General features: G+C 52.8%; 13 protein-coding genes. 6 read left to right on the top strand and 7 right to left on the bottom strand.

The genetic code is table 11. From position 1 onward, the window contains the following. The first annotated feature begins 3 nt into the window (after positions 1-3). Complete coding sequence (locus BST81_RS01440) at positions 4-1,068, top strand: glucokinase (protein ID WP_075596767.1); 1,065 nt, start codon at positions 4-6, stop codon at positions 1,066-1,068. 55 nt (positions 1,069-1,123) lie between these two features. Here BST81_RS01440 and BST81_RS01435 read toward each other — a convergent pair whose 3' ends face one another. From BST81_RS01435 to BST81_RS01420, 4 genes are all read right to left on the bottom strand, one after another. Next, complete coding sequence (locus BST81_RS01435; protein ID WP_075596766.1) at positions 1,124-6,748, bottom strand: AAA family ATPase; 5,625 nt, start codon at positions 6,746-6,748, stop codon at positions 1,124-1,126. Between the two features lie 61 nt (positions 6,749-6,809). Next, positions 6,810-8,489, bottom strand: a complete 1,680-nt coding sequence (locus BST81_RS01430) for a glycosyltransferase family 39 protein (protein ID WP_075596765.1) — start codon at positions 8,487-8,489, stop codon at positions 6,810-6,812. Between the two features lie 6 nt (positions 8,490-8,495). Beyond that, the gene (gene galE / locus BST81_RS01425) at positions 8,496-9,500 is read right to left on the bottom strand and encodes a UDP-glucose 4-epimerase GalE (RefSeq protein WP_075596764.1); all 1,005 of its coding nucleotides are present in this window, start codon (positions 9,498-9,500) and stop codon (positions 8,496-8,498) included. Between the two features lie 34 nt (positions 9,501-9,534). Then, complete coding sequence (locus BST81_RS01420) at positions 9,535-9,741, bottom strand: hypothetical protein (RefSeq protein WP_075596763.1); 207 nt, start codon at positions 9,739-9,741, stop codon at positions 9,535-9,537. Between the two features lie 56 nt (positions 9,742-9,797). On the opposite strand from BST81_RS01420, the gene gloB reads away from it, so the two are divergent. Together gloB and BST81_RS01410 are read left to right on the top strand one after the other, a co-directional pair. Next, the gene (gloB, locus tag BST81_RS01415; protein WP_075596762.1) at positions 9,798-10,571 is read left to right on the top strand and encodes a hydroxyacylglutathione hydrolase; all 774 of its coding nucleotides are present in this window, start codon (positions 9,798-9,800) and stop codon (positions 10,569-10,571) included. A 128-nt stretch (positions 10,572-10,699) separates the two neighbouring features. Then, positions 10,700-11,413, top strand: a complete 714-nt coding sequence (locus tag BST81_RS01410; RefSeq protein ID WP_075596761.1) for a CADD family putative folate metabolism protein — start codon at positions 10,700-10,702, stop codon at positions 11,411-11,413. On the opposite strand, the gene ald is transcribed toward BST81_RS01410, so the two are convergent. Beyond that, the gene (gene ald / locus BST81_RS01405; protein WP_075596760.1) at positions 11,379-12,467 is read right to left on the bottom strand and encodes an alanine dehydrogenase; all 1,089 of its coding nucleotides are present in this window, start codon (positions 12,465-12,467) and stop codon (positions 11,379-11,381) included. The genes BST81_RS01410 and ald overlap by 35 nt on opposite strands. Before the next feature lie 110 nt (positions 12,468-12,577). Between ald and BST81_RS27280 the strand changes: the two genes are divergently transcribed. Next, a complete protein-coding gene (locus BST81_RS27280; protein WP_143780179.1) occupies positions 12,578-12,748 on the top strand; it encodes a chlorophyll a/b-binding protein in 171 nt (56 codons plus the stop codon). Positions 12,749-13,212: 464 nt separating this feature from the next. Next, on the top strand, positions 13,213-13,515 hold the full coding sequence (locus BST81_RS01400; protein WP_075596759.1) for a hypothetical protein: 303 nt from the start codon (positions 13,213-13,215) through the stop codon (positions 13,513-13,515). Positions 13,516-13,518: 3 nt separating this feature from the next. Here the strand turns inward: BST81_RS01400 and recF are convergent, their stop codons facing one another. Together recF and BST81_RS01390 are read right to left on the bottom strand one after the other, a co-directional pair. After that, entirely contained in the window at positions 13,519-14,733 is a 1,215-nt protein-coding gene (gene recF, locus BST81_RS01395) for a DNA replication/repair protein RecF (protein WP_075596758.1), read from the bottom strand. A gap of 27 nt (positions 14,734-14,760) precedes the next feature. Then, positions 14,761-17,592 carry a cation-translocating P-type ATPase gene (locus BST81_RS01390; protein WP_075596757.1) on the bottom strand — a complete coding sequence of 944 codons (2,832 nt, stop codon included), beginning with the start codon at positions 17,590-17,592 and terminating at the stop codon, positions 14,761-14,763. Between the two features lie 200 nt (positions 17,593-17,792). Between BST81_RS01390 and BST81_RS01385 the strand changes: the two genes are divergently transcribed. After that, a complete protein-coding gene (locus BST81_RS01385; protein WP_075596857.1) occupies positions 17,793-18,896 on the top strand; it encodes an ATP-binding protein in 1,104 nt (367 codons plus the stop codon). Positions 18,897-18,958: the final 62 nt, after the last annotated feature.

The raw sequence follows: 18,958 nt of genomic DNA, 5'->3' as shown, positions 1-18,958 counted from the left end.
TCTATGACTGTCCTCTTAGCAGGTGATATTGGCGGCACAAAAACTATTCTGCGGCTGATTAAGGCTGATGCCATACAGCCAGGGAAACTGTTTCCTGAACTGACCACGCTGCATAGACAGACTTACCCCAGTCGGGAATTTCCCGATCTAGTTCCCCTAGTCAAACAGTTTCTGGCTGAGGCTGAAACGCGCCTGGGTGAGACCTTACAGCCTGAACGAGCCTGCTTCGGTATCGCGGGTCCTGTGGTGGATCAGACCTCTAAGTTGACGAACCTGAGCTGGTTTTTGACCTCCGATCGATTGGAGCGGGAACTTCAGATTTCCCAGGTGCAGTTGATTAATGATTTTATGGCGGTAGGTTATGGGATTTTGGGGTTGACCCCAGCAGACCTCTGTACCTTGCAGATGGGGCAACCCAATCCCCAGGCTCCGATCGCAGTGATTGGTGCTGGGACAGGGCTAGGACAAGGCTTCCTGGTGCCGCTTCCGGGGGGCTATCGGGTTTTCCCGACTGAAGGGGGCCATGCTGATTTTGCGCCCCGATCCGAACTGGAATTTCAACTCATGCATTATCTGCTGGAGAAGCACAACATTACCCGTGTCTCAGTAGAACGGGTGGTGTCTGGGCAGGGCATTGTACCCATCTACGAATTTCTGCGCGATCGGGAGGTTGCACCCGAATCTCCTGAACTGATGGAAGTCTTCCGGACCTGGAAGCGCGAGATTGGGGAGGAGGAAAAAACGGTGGACCCGGCGGCTGCCATTTCACGGGTTGCGATGGCAGGGCAGGATTACCTTTGCCAGAGAACTATGGAGATCTTTCTGGAAGCTTATGGTGCAGAAGCGGGTAACCTGGCCCTCAAATTACTTCCCTATGGGGGCCTCTATGTTGCAGGTGGGATTGCCGCCAAGATCCTGACGCTGATTCAGCAAGGCGGATTCCTGGCCTCTTTTCTCCACAAAGGGCGACTCACTCCCCTGTTGCAGGAGATCCCTGTCCACGTCGTTTTAAATCCGGAGGTAGGATTGTTGGGGGCAGCCCTGTATGCAGCTCAACCGGTTGCATAGGGGAACCGATGGGGCTTTCCCAGCCTGGGTATTGGCCTCTGGAGAAGCGCAATGATCACCCAGGCTGTCCCTCAGTCATCAATAAAGGTAAGCCCACAGTAAAGGTGGTGCGATTGGGCTGACTCTGGACCTGGATCTCGCCTGCGTGTTTGTGAAGCAACTGTCGAACAATATCCAACCCTAAGCCACTGCCCTCACCTCGGGGTTTGGTCGTAAAAAGTGGATCAAAAATGCGAGATTGTAACTCTGCGGGAATCCCACAGCCGGAGTCTGTAATTTCAACAACCACCCGATCTGTTTGTTGGGTGACTGTAATCTCTAGAATGCCCTGTTCTCCCATGGCATAGATGGCATTGTCAATTAAATTGACCCATACCTGGGTCAGCTCGTCAGGATTGCAGAGAATGTTGGCCACCCCAGGTGCATACCGACGAATCACCTCAATCCCTTGCTTCAGGCGATTATGATAGAGCGTTAAAGCCACTTCAATGCTCTCCGTAACCGCAACAAGGCTTTTCTCCCCACTCTTGGCTGGATGGCTATAGGTTTTGAGGGCAAAGACAATCTTGGCGGCCCGATCGACTTCTTGTTGAATACTCTGAGCATTCTGGTGCTGTAATACCAGGTTGTAAGCAGTTTCCAGAATTGCCACAGCGTTGGGATCGAAGAGAAGGGATTGGTAGGGGTCAAAGTCGGTGCCTAAGCGCAGCAGGGTCAGTTGGCTAGCGATGCGGGGTGCCTCGGCCAGTCCCCGATCGGCGAGCTGGCTTTGCAATTGCTGTCGCAGTTGTCGTTCTGCTTGGGTAGAGGGGGGGTGCTGTTGCTGGAGAGCCCTGTTGACTAGGGCTAGAAAGTCAGCCTGTTGTTGGGGAGACAACTGTTGTAGGAGAGGGGGCAACTTTCGGAGGGTGGTTTCAAAGGCGGCCATAATGTTGGCCGTTGCACCGCAAATCACTCCCAGCGGCGTATTAATTTCGTGGGCAACACTGGCAGTGAGTTGTCCCAGGGCAGCCATTTTTTCAGATTGAATCAGTTCCTGCTGCGTTGATTGCAGATGGATGATGGCCTGGGACAGTTCCTGGGTCCGTTCTGCCACCTTATCCGTTAAGGTTTGGGAATACTCAGCTAATTGTAGATTTGCCTGTTCTAGCTGGTGATAGAGTTGGGCATTCTCCAGGGAAATAGCAGCCTGGGTGCAGAGGAGGTTGAGTAGTTCAATGCGATCGTGGGTAAACGCATCTACCATCAGATTGTTTTCCAAATACAAGACACCAAGAAGCTGGCCTTGATTCATAATGGGGCTGCACATAACACTTTTGGGTTGATGTTCAATTAAGTAGCGATCTCTAACAAACTGAGGATTTTGCCTGCCATGGCTCAGCACTAATGGCTCCAAATGCCGCTGGACCCAACTCACCAAACCGATCGCCACATTTGGACTTAAGTCCAGAGGGGTTGGAGATGGCAGGATGTGCGGCTGCTGTCCAGTTTCCACCTGGGCCACGATCTGCAACCCTTGTTCTGTTTGCAGCAGTAAAACACACTTATCGGCACCAGCATTGGTAATTACAATGGTCAAGAGTGTTGCCAGGAGTTGATCAAGTTCGATTTCTCCAGAAATAGCCTGGCAAACTTTGAGGAGGGTCTCCAAATCGAGCGCCTGAGGTCCATGACTAATATAGGTCGATGATGTTGTTCTGGCAGGGCTGACAGCTCTTTCTGGCTGTAGAACAGACAGCAGCAGTTGGGGATAACGGATTTCCAGGTCGGTGACTTTGGCGACTGCGCCCCAACGGGCATAGCAATAGTACGCCTCAATCAGATAAACTTGGGCAATTTTTTCTTTCCCTCGATCCAGGTAGAACTGAGCCGCAAGTTCGTTGGCTAAGGCTTCTTCCTGCAGGTAACCCTGGGCTTTTGCACCGGAGATCGCCCGATCGTACCGGTCTTCGGCTGGGCTCATTTGACCTAGAACGCGCAGGCGTTCGGCTTCTACCAGACAAGCCTTATGCTGATAATTCATCGGAGCCGATTTTGCTAACCGAGAAAGGTGTTTGAGCGCAGCTTTGACCTTATTCAGACAGGCTCTTTGTTGTTTTGGGGGTAGATTGGGATACTGCCCCAACCGGACTAGTGCAGCATAAAAATAGAACAGGCTCTTGTTGAACGTCCCCTCAATAGCCCCCAGACGGGTCTCGACGATCGCGATCTGTTCCATCGCCATGGCATAGCGACGAAACAGGCAAGCCAACTGGAGTTTGCGGATACTGGTATAGGCTTGCAAGTGCCCATCGGCGGCGGTGATAGCGGTCTCATCAAAAAAACGGCCTACCAACTGGCAAGCATCACCTGTGTCTGTGGTGAGATTGTCCAAGCCCTGGCAGTTGAGATCCTGCAGGGCTGCCATTGCTTGTTGCTGGAGTTTCTGAAATGTGGGACGGCTAGCGATCGCTTCCTTACGTAAGTCCACCAAATTTTGGCCAGCCCAAAAAGCCTGGGAAAAATAGAAACAGAGGCTGTAGGCTGCATACTCAACATCTCCGACCTCCAGACTCACCTGATAGGCTTCTAACAAGAACTGTAGTGTGCTGCTTAAAGATTCCTTGCGATAGGCAATAAAGCGATTCCAGAGAAACAGGGTGGAGGCCAGTGCTGCTTTGGAAGAAGTCCGGTGACATAATGCGATCGCAGCTTTGCCGATCGCATATCCAGCGTCTACGCGACCGAGCTTTTCGCAGAGCAAGAAGGCATAGATGGTGTAAGCCAGTGATGACTTGGGAATATTGCCATAACGCAGGTATAAAGAAATACCTGTAAACGTTATAAAGGGCAGAATCTCTGGCAGACCCCTTTCCGTTGCTGCGCCAATCGCATTGATCAGGGTGCAGGCTGCTAATTTGTCAGGGTCTAACATGACAGGTAGGGTGAGCAAATCTCTGGGAGTTTTGCCTGCCATGCGATAGAGGGTGGCGAAGAAACCCAGGAGGATACGCGGTTTAGAGAGGTTTTGGGGAAGTTGAACGCCGAAGTTTGGCAGAACATGACGGGCATAATCGACCGCCGCCCGGGTTTGGTTCTGGGCCACTAGGGCCAGAATCTGAATTTCGTAGAATTTGGCCCGATCCAGATGATTGTTGCTGTGCTGTAGCCCGGCTGTAATCAGTGCTGCCATACGGTCATAGGCACCGCAAAGATAGGCAACCTCAGTGGCCAGATGATGCAGTCTCAGGCTGAGACTGTACTGGTGTTTCCAGCTTTGAGGTGATAAAAGCTGGATCCCAATATCCAGATAATTCATGGCAGCCTCGTAGGCTGAAGCGGCCCGGGCTTTCGCGCCAGCCCGCCAGTTGAGATGGGCCAGTTCCTCCCGTTCCCTGCCAGTGCGAATGAGAGTGATGCCGTGATTCAGTTGATTGACAATCTGAAAGAGTTGCAGCTCACGATCGTTGGGGGGGATGCGCTCTAAAAGCAAGCGACCGATCTGGAGGTGGACGGCTTCTTTTTGAGAGGCTGGAATCATTGAATAAGCGGCCTCTTGCACGCGATCGTGCAAGAACCGGTAGGTGCAGGTGGCAGAATCCAGCATCCAAAACTCAGAAGTGGGTTCTCTTCCAATGTCTGCCCCCTCCTGGAAAAATTTGTAGATTTCGCTCAGGGGTAGGATGACTCCCTGTTGTAACGCAGCCCATAGAACAGTGGCTGTTTCGATTTCAGATTGTTCAGAGGTGTTCCCATCTCGTGGATCTCGCACGATCGCTAGGGTCGCCAAATCAAATGGGTTACCAATACAGGCTGCTAACTTTAGAGCAGCTTGGGTGGCTGGGGGCAGTTTTTGTAACTGCAATGTCATAAACTCGACCACATCATCCGTCAGGGCCGCTTCCCGCACCCGGACAATATCGCACTGCCAATGTCCGGCTTGCAGGTCAAATTCAATCAGCCCGTCTTGATGCAGGGACTGAAGGAACTGTGTGGCAAAGAACGGATTGCCCTGGGTTTTCTGAAAGACCAGTTCGGTTAAGGGTTGTGCCAGGGCCTGAGAACAATTAAGCGTATCGGCAACCCAATGGTTTAAACTGCTCAGGCTTAATGGGGGTAGGGCGATCGTGGTTATCTTTGCCTGTGTTTGGCTCAGGGTTTCCAGGGTTAGCATCAATGGATGAACGGGGGAGACTTCGTGATCTCGGTATGCTCCAATCAGCAGCAGGTAGCCCGTTTCCAACTCCGCTATTAGCCGTTGGAGAAAATGCAAGGAGGTAGAATCAGCCCACTGTAAGTCATCCAAAAACATGACCAGGGGATGAGCGGCTGTGGCGAAGACTTGAATGAATTTTTGGAATAACAGATTAAACCGATGCTGGGCTGCTGTGCCGGATAGTTCCATTGCCTCAGGCTGTGCACCAATAATCTGCTCTAATTCCGGAACTACATCGATTATCACTTGGCCATTTTCACCAACAGCTGCGAGGATCTGGGATTTCCAGACCTGCAACTGAGCCTCGCTTTCACTGAGTAGTTGTCCCATCAAATTGCGAAAGGCTTGGACAAAAGCAGAAAAGGGAATATTGCGATTGAACTGGTCAAACTTTCCTTGAATGAAATAGCCCCGTTGTTGAACAATGGGCTTGTGAACTTCATGGACGATCGCAGTTTTGCCAATGCCAGAGAAACCCTTGACCAGGATGAGTGCGGTGATACCCTGACTGACCTGGCTAAAAGTATGCAGCAGGGTGTTAATTTCGAATTCCCTGCCATAGAGCTTTTCAGGAATCAGAAACCGATCGCTCATATCCCTGGAGCCAAGCTCAAATGCTTCAATGTCCTCGGATTGTTCCCAACGATGCCGGATCTGGTTTAGGTCATACCTCAGGCCGAGGGCACTTTGATAGCGGTCCTCTGCATTTTTGGCCAGCAGTTTGGCTACGATCTGCCCCATCCCAGGCGGGATGTCTGGTTGGAATTCACAGACCGATGGTGCTGGCTTTGCGATATGGCCATGCAGTAGTTCCAGAGGATCGTTCGATCGGAAGGGTAATTGTCCCGTTAACAATTCGAAGAACGTCACACCCAAGGCATAAAAATCAGTCCGGTAGTCAATTCCCCGATTCATTCGTCCCGTTTGCTCTGGCGCTAAATAAGCCAGTGTTCCTTCTAAGATAGAAGGGGGTTTGACATCTTCTGTTTCCTTGGGCAATAGGGATGCACTACTGAAGTCGATTAGCTGGATGTGCTTTGACTCCGGGTGGATCAAAATGTTGGCAGGTTTAATGTCTTTATGGATGACCCGGTGTTGATACAAGTGATGCAGAATGTCAGCAAGCTGTATGGCGATCGCCAAAAACTCAGCCAGATTGAGAGGATGGGCCTTAATGTAATCTGAGAGTGCGATATAGCCCTCATCGGCCATGACCAGCACAAACCCATGACCATAAGGTTCCAATCCAAGGGGTTGCACCACGCCTGGTAAATTCAAGTTTTTGGTGATGATGTAGTGATTGCGCAATTGCAGCAAGTCTTGCAGCCAGGGCCGTGCATCCTGGGAGAACTTCAGCACTACAGCCAGTTCATCCGTTAGGCGTATCCCCCGATAGACCAGGCTGCGGCTCCCGGCGTGCAAGAGTTGGGTGAGGCGATAACCCTCTAGGGGGGGGGAGTGATTATCAGGATTCACGGTGTCCATAACACATCTATTCAGGAGACGCTTTAAGTCGTGGTCAGGGCTCTGCTCCAATTCACTACAATCAGCGACGTTGATACAGTTGGGCCGTAAATTGGTCAATCTCCATCGTGCCAGTCAGCTCCCTGGCCTGAATTAACTTAAAGCTGCGGGCTAACACCGCTGCCACTGTCGATCGTTCATCCTCCGTGCTGGGAGGAGACCAGATCGGAGCAGCACTGTCTAACCAGAGCACCCGATCGTACTTGCGGGGGTTAGCAGCCAGGACTTGCTGCAGGCTGGAGGCCAGATCGGAGGATCTTTGGGCCAGCAAAAAACTAGCTGGACTGCTGGGCAGGTAATAGGCCAGCCGCAGGACATGGCCCCAAGCTTTGGAGTTCATGACAATCAGCGTCGGAGCCGGTGGCTGGATCATTGCGGCCATGCCATGAAAGATTTGGCGACTTCTCAGGCTATAGTCGGCGATGTTGCTACTCAGATAAATTAAGAGCAGGCCGGTGAGGGCCAGATTATTCCAGCGAGGTGGGAGTTGCCTGACTGCCAGCATCAGCAGTAGTAGACAACCAGGGAGGATAAAAATCAAACTGCGACCCCAACCGAACCCGACTGTAAATTTGCCTGTGAGGATATCCACGCCTAAGGCCAGGGCCATGGGAAGAAGACCCAGCATCAGCGCCACCCCCACCAAGCGCCGCTGTTCCTGAAGGCGTAGTTGGGGGAGACAGGTCAATAACAGCAGCAGAACCCCGATGCCATCCACTATTCCTATGACAGGAGGCAGACTGGTGGCCCAATCTCCGATCACTAAGTGATTGCCCAGGGTTTGCAGCACATCTTGCAGATGGCGGAGGGTGGTGGCGATCGGACCCAGCGCAGTGTTGAAGCGTTTCAGGTCTGCATTCCGCAACTGCTTGGTGAAACCCCACAGCAGCCAGGGAGTGGTGAGCAAGAAGCCGATCGTCAACCGCAACCCATGCTGCCACCAGCGTCGTCGATCCAGAAACAGGGCGATCGCGGCCAGGGTGATAATCCAGTAAAAAAATAGATAGAACGTCATCAGCCCTGCTGCGATGGAAGCGATTAAGATTAGGCTCCAGAACCAAGGGGCACGACGCTGCCAGATGGATGGGGCAGCCGCCTCTGAAGTGGGGGGCGCAGGGGTAGCCCAGCCCGTCAAATGCAGCATGGCCCAGGCACTGAGGGTAGCCCAGAGAACCAGTGGCGCATACATGCGGACGTTCAGGGAATGAAATAAAAAAAAGGGATTAACGCTGAGTAGGGCGGCCAGGGTTAATCCCCCCAGATGCCCCAGCAGGAGCCGCCCCAATCCATAGGTGCTGGCGATCGCGGCCAAACTGAGTAGGGTATTGAGACTCCGCATGGCAGCTTCTCCGGCACCGAAGCCCCGCAACCAGACATGCTGGGCCAGGAAAAATAGGGGGGGATGGGGTTCTCCCCCTGTGAGGCTGAGGAGGAGTCTCCGGAGGGACTGAATCCCATCCCCAAAGCTTAATTCAACCGGCAGTTGCAAGGCAGGTACCAGATCAGCCAGAGCAACAGGGAGGTCACCGGGGGTTTCGTAGAGGGATCTCTGACTGGTGGACAGGGCCAGGGAGAGCACCTCGTCGTACCAGAATTCTCGGCTACCCAGATTTAAAACTCTTAGGAGAACGGCCAGTCCGATCGTGAAAGCCAGCAAGGTCGCGAGAGAAATACTTGCTTTTACCGTCCAGCCTTTTTCCATATGACCTTATCCATGGTTGTGCCTTAACTGATGCCATTGCCAGGCATGCTTCAGGATGGTGTTGAGATCGCTATATTGGGGCTGCCAGTGGAGAATTTGACGGGCCTTGTCACTGCTGCCGACCAAAACAGGCGGATCACCTGGACGGCGATCTTGTTCCACCACAGAGATGGGCTGCCCGGTAATCTCTTGCGCTGCCTCAATCACCTCTCTGACTGAAAACCCACTGCCATTCCCTAAATTAAAGGCTTCGCTCCGGCCACCCTGCATCAGGTATTCCAGTCCCGCCACATGGGCCGCAGCCAGATCGGCGACATGGATATAGTCTCGAATGCAGGTACCATCAGGGGTAGGATAGTCGGTCCCAAAGATGGAAATGCAGTCTCGTTGCCCCAGTGCGGTCAGTAGGACCAGGGGAATCAAATGGGTTTCAGGATTGTGATCCTCTCCCAGACGCCCTGCCGGATCGGCCCCTGCGGCATTGAAGTAGCGGAAACAGACCGATCTCAACCCATGGGCTACCTCAAAGTCGGCTAGAATGTGCTCCACCATCAGCTTACTGGCCCCATAGGGATTGATCGGAGACTGGGGATGCGCTTCTGGAATCGGAACTGTTTTGGGCATGCCATAGGTGGCACAGGTGGAGGAAAAGACAAAGTTCTGAATTGAAGCTGCGGCCATGGCCTCCAGCAGGGTCAGGGTTCCAACCACATTGTTACGATAGTATTTGCCGGGATTCTGGACAGACTCACCCACATAGGCATAGCCTGCGAAATGCATGACAGCCGCAATATCCTGTTGGGCAAACAGGTGATCCAGCAGGGTTCGATCGGTCGTGTCCCCCACAATCAACTCTACCTGCAACACCGTTTCTACCAAGTCACGATGTCCATAGACCAGATTATCGAGGATGATTACCGAATAACCAGCCTGCTGTAGGGCCAGAACGGCGTGAGAGCCAATATATCCTGCTCCTCCCGTAACCAGGATGGTGGATGGGGTCTGTGTCACGACAAGGATTTCCTGTTTTGTGATGGCCTAGGGCTTAGTCTACTAACTTAATTCGGCCTGTTTGAATATAGTCGAAAATACGATTGATCTGGCGACGATCGATTTCAGTAATCCCTTTTCCAGAAAGCATTTCTAACGTCAGTCGAATATGATGCTGCCGCTTCAACTGCCCGGAGTTGAGGGTCCAATCTAAGATATATCTGATATCCGGCTCGGCTCTGTCTCTTGCTGCTTTTGCCATTGCCTGACTCCCAGGATGTGCTCCCTCACGTCCTATCCTACTGAATTAACGGTGCTATGCAAATTCATTCTCTTCCAGCTCGATCGGATAATTATATTTTTCTCCTGCATGATCCCCAAAACCATCTGGCTGCGGTGGTTGATCCATCTGATGCTGAACCGGTTTTGCGTTACCTGAGTTTTCTGCAGGCTGATTTGATTGCAATCTTCAATACCCACCATCACTCCGATCATGTGGGCGGGAATACCCACCTCCTGCAGCACTTTCCCCAGGCTGTGGTTTATGGAGGAGCCAGGGATCGAGGCCGGATTCCAGGCCAGCAGGTATTCCTGGAAGATGGAGATCGGGTCACCTTTGCCGATCGACTGGGCACGATTCTCTTTGTGCCCGGTCATACCTATGCCCATATTGCCTATTACTTTCCTCCGGTTGCTGCCCATGACCAGGGAGAGCTTTTCTGCGGAGACACGCTGTTTTCTGGAAGTTGTGGGCGTTTATTCGAAGGAACACCGGCTCAAATGGTGGATTCACTGACAAAGTTGCGGGGCCTGCCTGATCACACCCGGGTCTGGTGTGCCCATGAGTACACGCTGAAGAACCTCCAGTTTGCCTTAACCGTCGATCGAGAAAATTCAGACCTGCAACGCTACTATGAGTCGGTGCAAAATGCCCGATCCCATGCCCAGCCGACGATACCTTGCTGGCTGAGTCTGGAGAAGCGAACCAACCCTTTCCTGCGTTGGGATCACCCGGTCCTTCAGGCGGCTGTCCAGAGTTCCGATCCCATTCAAACTTTTGCCCGCTTGCGAGGGCTGAAAGATCAGTTTTGAAGCGCGGTCGATCGAGCTTGTTCACCCATCTGTTCAGGCGATGACAGGGCGACTTCCCAGCCACCGCATTCAAATAAGATTTGCTATATGATGGCGAAAATTACTCCATTTTCTTCAGGAGAGGGGATATGACCTTACGGGCTCAACTGAACGAGCTGATCCACAACAAACATCTGCTGACCCACCCGTTTTATGTCGCCTGGACAGAAGGTAAGTTGACCCAAGACCAGTTGCGGCAATATGCTGTCCAGTACTTCCAAAATGTCCTGGCTTTTCCGACCTATGTCAGTGGTGTTCACTTTAATACGCCCCACTTTGGTGGGTCGATCGCGGTTCGTCAGGAAATTCTGGAGAACTTGGTTAGTGAAGAGCAGGGGCCTCGTAACCATCCGGCCCTCTGGCAAACTTTTGCCACTGCCCTGGGAGCAACGGACCGTGAACTAACTGAAACGGCCCCCCTGCCCACCACAGAAAACCTGGTTAACACCTTCCGGCGGCTCTGTATTGAGTCTCCTTTCTATGCGGGGCTGGCAGCACTGTATGTCTATGAATCTCAGATTCCCGAAATCGCCGCCACCAAGATCAGTGGTTTGCAACAGTTCTACGGCATGCAAGACCCCGCTGCCTATGAATTCTTTACCGTTCATCAGACAGCAGATGTTTGGCATGCTGATGCCGAAATGCAGTTGATTGAGCAACACGCGGATTCCCCTGAAAAACAGGCTGAAGTGCTGCAGGTAGCGGGTCAAGCAGCGGATGCCCTCTGGCAATTCCTGGATGGGGTCTATGAGCAATATTGCCAGGATCTCAAGGCACCAGATCGGGAAACACTTCCTGTATAACGGGATGCACCAACTGGTGATTGTGTACGTTTAAACCTTTGGCCAATCCGCTATCTAGTTTCAAAGCCTCTGCCCCATAGTTCGCCAGTTTGAGCACATAGGGCAGAGTGCTGTTATTAAGGGCCTGGGTGGCAGTCCAAGGAACGGCACCGGGCATGTTTGGCACCCCATAGTGAACCACTCCTGCCTCGACATAGGTGGGAGTGGTGTGGGATGTCGGATGCACCGTCTCAATGCATCCCCCTTGGTCTACAGCTACGTCCACGATTACGGAACCGGGGTGCATCTGCTGTACCAGTGACCGGGAAACCAGGACCGGCGATCGACGCCCCGGAACGAGCACTGCCCCAATCAGCAGATCCGCCTGGGGCACCATCGCTTCAATGTCCCGGGCGCTACTGTAGAGCAGGGTCACCCGGGAATCAAAGAGGGTTTCCAGGTAGGCCAATCGCTCCACATTGATGTCAAAAATAGTCACCTGAGCTCCCAGGCCGATCGCCATGCGGGCAGCCTCTGTCCCCACAATCCCCCCACCCAGAATCACCACATGGCCGGGGCGGACTCCAGGAATTCCACCTAGTAGAACCCCTCGGCCTCCCTGTTGCCGCTCCAGGAATCTGGCCCCAAATTGCACCGACAGGCGTCCAGCGATGATGCTCATTGGGGTCAGCAACGGAAGCCTGCGATCGGGCAACTCAACACTTTCATAGGCAATGGCGCTCACCCCGGTGCGAATTAACTGCTCGGCCAGGGGGCGATCGGCAGCCAGATGCAGGTAAGTAAACAGCAATTGCCCTTTTTGCAGCAGGTCATATTCTGACGGCAAGGGTTCTTTGACCTTTATGACTAGTTCCCGATCCCAGGCTGCCGAGGGCTGGGCCACGATGATCGCCCCAGCCTGTCTGTAGTCTGCGTCGGTAAAGCCGGAGCCCATACCGGCTTGCTGCTCCACATAAACCGAGTGGCCATTGTCACACAAGGCCCGGACACTGACTGGACTCAAGCCCACCCGGAATTCCTGATCTTTTGTTTCCTTTGGAACACCAATTTCCATGAATGACCTCATCAACGATCGCCCCTTTCCTTCATTTTGATTGGTTTTTTAGCTTGACGGGGGGGCAAGCTTGCCTACAATGGAAAGCGAAGTAAAGAATTGTAACTAAAATGACGCAGCCCCAACCTTCTGTCGCTCCCAAGTTAGAAGATCCCAAATTTGGTTTTAATGAGTACGCTGAGCGTCTGAATGGTCGCGCCGCTATGGTTGGCATAACGGTGATCCTGGTGATCGAATATGTCACAGGTACCGGGATTCTGGCCTGGTTGGGTTTACAGTAGGGCTTTTATCGTTCTGGGGGAGCCCAGAACGATCACTTCTCAAAATTTATGATTGATCTCACAGCGTTTCTGTTGTCTAGCGCTCTAGAGTAGGGCTATCGATTACGATTGAGCTGATTAATTTTCGATGCCACTTGCCTCTGAGGTGGTTGCCTTTTTTACGGAGGAGTTGCGGGGGACGCACGGTTTCCTCCATTGGGGTTGGCAGGGACTGGCTTCCTGCAAAGCGAAACCAGCATTTTAGGTTTGTCACGCTACTGGAGCAGGCAACCTGAATCGGTTAAGTACAATGGGAGAGGAGAGGTCGTTTCATCAGCGCCTATTGCATCAAGAGTGACCCAGGTTTGGAAGGGTATGATTTGGGGTATCTATGGCATAGAATCTCAATGTCGATCGTTTAGACCAATCGTTTAGACCAATCGTTTAGACCAATCGTTTAGACCAAGTTGTGGCGGCAAATGCTCATGAATGTTGTTTGGCCCCGGTTCTTGAAGTTAGCCTACAGGAAGGAACCCATTTCGAGCTTTATCTTGATAGCGGGTGCGGTGGATGTCGCCATCGGTGGGTTAGATAGTAGCTGGTCCCTAGCCACAGTGGGAATTGGAACAGTCGGTGTGGCGGTTATGCTTCGCTGGTGGCTGATGCAGCGGAGTCGGACCCAGCTTCCGGAACCCGTTTCTCAGCGCTATCTCCCGGCTCAATCGTCCCGACCCCAGATGCCCATGTTAACGGTGGCGAAGCAGAAGCCCCCCCGCCCAGGTCGGTGAGGTTCAGTGAGGGGCAATGAGGCCAGCCTGGACGGTCAGGATTTGAGCGGATTTCAACCACTGGGCATCAAAGGCTCCCAGATGGGTGGTTGTAATCAAGGTTTGAAATCGCTCTTGAATCGCTTCTAGTAACTGATTCTGGCGATGTAAATCGAGTTCTGCCAACACATCATCCAGGAGCAAGAGGGGGGCCTCCCCAATAACTTCTTCAATCAGCTTTAGTTCCGCCAGCTTCAAAGCAAGCACCAGGGTTCTTTGCTGTCCCTGGGAACCGTAATGGCGCGCGGGGGTGCCATTGATGATTAGCTCTACTTCATCTCGATGGGGGCCAACCAGACTGGTGCCCTGGTGATGTTCAGCTAAGGCCCTGGCCTGGATTTTATCTAAGAACGCTTGCTGAACGGCTTCTGGACTGTCTGAACGATCGGAACCAGGATCTGCTCCCGATTTCAGCCAGTCGGGCGCGTCTCCAGCACACACCTGAACATTGGGGGCATATTGGACCTCTAGCTGCTCGATCCGGTTGCTGATGGCCTGATGCCAGGTCTGAGCCAGAGGAGCCAGCCGTTCAATCATCCGGGCCCGACGGCGGATCAGGCGAGACCCGGATGCAGCTAGTTGGGCATCCCACAAAGCCAGTTCTGAGATGGGCGAGATCAGGGTGGAATCGGAGGAGTGGGTTTCCCCTGATTGCCCTCTTAGGGCTGACTTCTGCTTTTCTTTCAGTAGGGCATTGCGCTGCTTCAGAACTTGGTTATACTGCTGCAGCAGGTGGGAATAGACTGGTTCCAGTTGAATCAGCAGGGCATCCATCCAGTGACGGCGATGTTCTGGGCCACCGCGCACTAGATCCAGGTCCAGACTGGAGAATTGAACTGTGTTCAAGACGCCCAGGAAATCCAGATGGCGGCGCAGGGTTTCCCCATTCAGGCCCACCGTTCGACGACCGCTCTGGCGGAGCGTCAGGGCTAGTTCGACAGGCCCACTGTCTCGCTCCAGTAAAGCTGTGATCTGTCCAATCGATGCCCCTTCCCAAATCAGGTCTCGATCCCGGCTGGTTCGGTGCGATCGTAGCGAAGAGAGTAACCCTACAGCTTCCAGCAGATTGGATTTACCCTGGGCATTATCCCCCACCAGAATGGTTTTTGGAGCTTTCAGGTAAACATGCTGATCCAGGTAATTGCGAAACTGACGCAGGTGGAGAGTTTTCAAAAACATACCTGGACAAAACAGCGGTGGACAGACCTAGGGGCGAATTGCCTTATAGATGCGAATGAAAATTTTCTCTGCTTCAATCCAGATAAACATTAAGGCACTGAAGCCCAGACAAACCAGCAATTCAGTGGGAGAGAGATAATGGGTGCCGAAGAAGCTCCGTAGGGGGGCGATGTAAATTAGAGCTAATTGCAACAGAGTTGTTAAGGCTACGGCAGCCAGCACAAAGGGATTGGAAATAGGATTCAATTCGATCGTCAACCGGGTATTGGAACGGATGGCCAGAGCATGCCCCATTTGCGCCAAACACAGGGTTGTAAAAACCATCGTTTTCCAGCGATCAGGTTCCGTCCCAGTTGTATGGGTATATTCAAAGGACCAGAGCATCAGGGCGATCGAGAGAATGGAAAAAATGACCCCAACTCGAATCATGTAAGACCCTAACCCGCGTGCAAAGATACTCTCCTGCGGATCATAGGGGGGCCGTTGCATGACATTGGGTTCTGCTGGTTCAACGGCCAGGGCCAGGGCTGGTAATCCATCCGTTACCAGATTCATCCAGAGAATTTGCAAGGGAGAAAGGGGAACCCCGCCGCCGGTAGGCAAAAGAATCGGTGCTGCCGCGATCGTCAGCAACTCTCCAATGTTGGAGCCGAGAATGTATTTGATGAACCGACGAATATTGGTGTAAACGACTCGGCCTTCTTCGGTCGCCGCCACGATCGTGGCAAAGTTGTCATCCAGCAGCACCATATCGCTCGCTTCCTTGCTGACATCGGTACCGGTAATTCCCATGGCCACACCGATATCTGCTTGCTTCAGGGCTGGTGCATCATTGACCCCATCCCCAGTCATGGCAACGACGTGCCGTTTTCGCTGGAGGGTTTGCACAATCCGTAGCTTGTGTTCAGGGGCCACCCTAGCGTAAACGCTCACCCGTTCAACTTGATCAGCCAGGTCCTCTGGACTCATCTTTTCCAGATCTCGGCCTACAAGGACCCGATCACCGGGTTTGGCAATCCCCAGATCTTCAGCGATCGCCTGGGCTGTCAACTGGTGGTCACCTGTAATCATAATGGGACGAATGCCAGCTTCCAGACAACGCTTGACTGCATCGCGGACTTCCGGTCGAGGGGCATCCAGCATGCCAACCAGGCCAATCCAGACCAGGTTCTGCTCGACGACCTCATCCGATAGCTTGATCGATTCTTCACTCAGGGGTTTGCCTGCAAAACCCAAGACCCGCAGACCTCTCCCCGCCATTTGGTTATTTTGTTCCAGAATCTCAGCCCGTTGAGCGTCCGTTAGGGGTTGGGGTTCCTGGCCCACCTGGATTAGGGTACATCGTTCCAGAATTAATTCTGGGGATCCCTTGGTAAACATGACCAAATGGGTTGCAGAAGCAGAGCAGAAAGCAGCCTCTGTCTTTAAGGAGCTGGCTTCATCCTTCACAATCACACTCATCCGCTTGCGCTCTGAGGAGAAGGGAAATTCATGGATGCGGGGAAGCTTACTGCTCCACTGATCTTTTTCGAACCCAGCTTTGGCGGCCAGGGTGAGCAGGGCTCCTTCTGTCGGATCTCCCAGAATTTTCCATTGCCCCTCCTGTTGTTGCAGCACAGCATCATTACAGATGGCGCAGGCTAGAAGCAGAGCTCCCACTTCCGGCTGCTCTCCTACCGTAATCGCTCCGGCTTCAGCAACAAAATCTCCCTGGGGGTCATACCCCTCGCCGGTAACGTGGAGGGAATGACTGGCTGTACGAACCAACTGCACCACCATCTTATTCTGGGTCAGGGTGCCTGTTTTATCTGAACAAATTGTGGTGACGGAACCGAGGGTTTCAACGGCTGGCAATTTACGGATCAGAGCGTGCCGCCGCACCATTCGCTGGGTGCCCAGGGCTAGTGTGACGGTGATCACCGCTGGTAAGCCTTCCGGGACGATCGCCACAGCCATACTCAGGGAGACTTCCAGAAGTGCATTCAGAGATCCAAATCCGGCACGGATGACCCCACCCACCACGACGAAAGCAACCAGAATCAACGATCCGCTGACCAAGGCGTTACTCAGTTGTCCCATCCGTTTCTGGAGGGGGGTGGGTTCCGATTCAACAGACTGAATCATGGTGGCAATTTTGCCTAATTCAGTTTGCATGGCGGTCTTGGTCACTAACACAGTGCCCCGTCCATAGACCACTTCAGTTCCCTGAAACACCAGATTGTTACAGTCCCCGATCGGCGTATCTTCGGATAGTAGGATATCTGTTTCCTTATCCACCGCCTGAGCTTCACCGGTCAGGGCTGCTTCCCGCACCTGTAGGTTGGCCGCTTCCAGGAGTCGTCCATCTGCTGGGACCTGGACCCCCGCCTCCAACTGCATGACATCACCGGGTACCAGATCCTTGGCCGCTAATTCTAAGGGTTTCCCATCCCGCACAACCCTGACTTTGGGGGAAGAAAGCTTTTTCAATGCGGCCAGATCCTTCTCGGCTTTACTTTCCTGGGCATAGCCTAGAAGGCCATTCAGAATCACAATGGCAAAAATGGCGATCGTATCTTTGAAAGGGATATCCCCATCAGCCAGCTTCTTCTGTAAATCGACAAAATCCAATACCCCCGACACGATCGCCACCGCGATCAGCATCAGCAACATAATGTTAGTGAACTGATCAATCAGAATCGAGAGCGCGCTGCGCCCACCGGTCTCCTGTAGCTCGTTAGGGCCATATTGTTGCAGTCTTTCTGCAACTTGCTGGGAAGTCAGTCCCATCTGGGCGTTACTGTCCAGCAGGGCAACTGCTTTGTCTGCTTCCAGACTCTGCCATGCGGTCATTGGATCGGGTAAAGAGGTTAGCACCATAGCACAAGGTCCGGGGAAAGAATGCACAGCAAGGGAATTTGCCTGCAGGGGAACTAAAGATCTTGTCCTTACCAGTTTATGGGATCAAGAATGGCAAGGGATCCATCCCTGATCATAGTGCCAATCCAGGCAATCTGGCACTAATAATTAGAGTTAACTATAATCTGATTACCTGGCCTGCAGGAGATGACATTGCAGTAATGGCACAAAATCCATTCGAACCACACTCCTTAATCGGGCGGCAGGGTGAACTGCAGCAATTGAGCCAAATTCTGGCAGAAGACGGGGATGTCTTGATTGCTGGTGTTCCCGGGATTGGACGTAGAACCCTGATTCGAGCAGCAGCCTATCAAGTCGGGGCGAGAGTTTTAGAAATTGATTGTTTACGGGCTACAGATCCGATCCGTTTTCTGACCCTTCTGGCTGAAAGTTTAATGACGGTATTTAGCCAAGAGCAGGAGTTGACGATCATCCAACAGTGGATTGCCCATCAGCCTCTGGGTTTAGAACAACGCCCCGGTGAGGCGCTACAACTGACCTGGAACCTCTTCGCAGGTGGAGAATGGACGCTGTTCCAAATTCTGCTGAGCCTGCCCCAACATTTGGCTGAGGTACTGGATTGTCGCGTTGTGATGGTTTTCCAGAACTTTCCCCACATTCGTTCCTGGGATCGGCATGGTAAATGGGAGGCCTATCTACGCCAGGAAATCCAGTGTCAGAGCCGGGTTAGCTATGCCCTGATTGCTACGATCGCAGAATCTTGGGTTCAGGACAGTACTTTACAGGTGCTTTCTCTCGCACCCCTGGCTGATCAGGATCTCTGGGATTGGGTTGAATCTACTCTGGCCCTCAAAGGATTGACCTTTGACCCAGAAGGTCAGGCCCTGCAGCTATTTCTGAGCTTTGTTCAGGGGCATTTCGGGGATGCTCTCGCACTGCTCCGACGGATCTGCTTGAATAGACGGATGGGTGACAGTCTGCAAAGCATGGGTGCGGGGTTGATTCAGGCTCACCAGGTTTATCAGAGTGCCCTGGAACTGGTTGAAGATTTGTCTGTCACCTTTGAATCCCTCATTCTTCTCCTGCCCCCCAGTCAGGTTCGAGTTTTGGAAAGTTTGGCCCTTGATCCTACGGATAGTCCCCACTCCCGTGAATATATTCGCAGGCATCAACTCTCTCGGGGAGGGGGATTGCAGGGGGCTCTGACCAGTTTGGAGCAGAAAGGCTTGGTGTATGGTCCCAAGCATGGCTATCGGATTGCGCTGCCCATGCTGGCTTTTTGGCTCAAGTATCGACTGGCTTAGGAATGAGAATTAAATAACACCGATAAACTTCTGCTTGCCCTCACCCCCCTGCCCCCTCTCCC

Source organism: Leptolyngbya sp. 'hensonii' (assembly GCF_001939115.1).
In the GTDB taxonomy this organism is placed as follows: domain Bacteria; phylum Cyanobacteriota; class Cyanobacteriia.
Note: the sequence above shows the minus strand (reverse complement) of the source record. Positions and strands in the feature narration are given on the sequence as shown.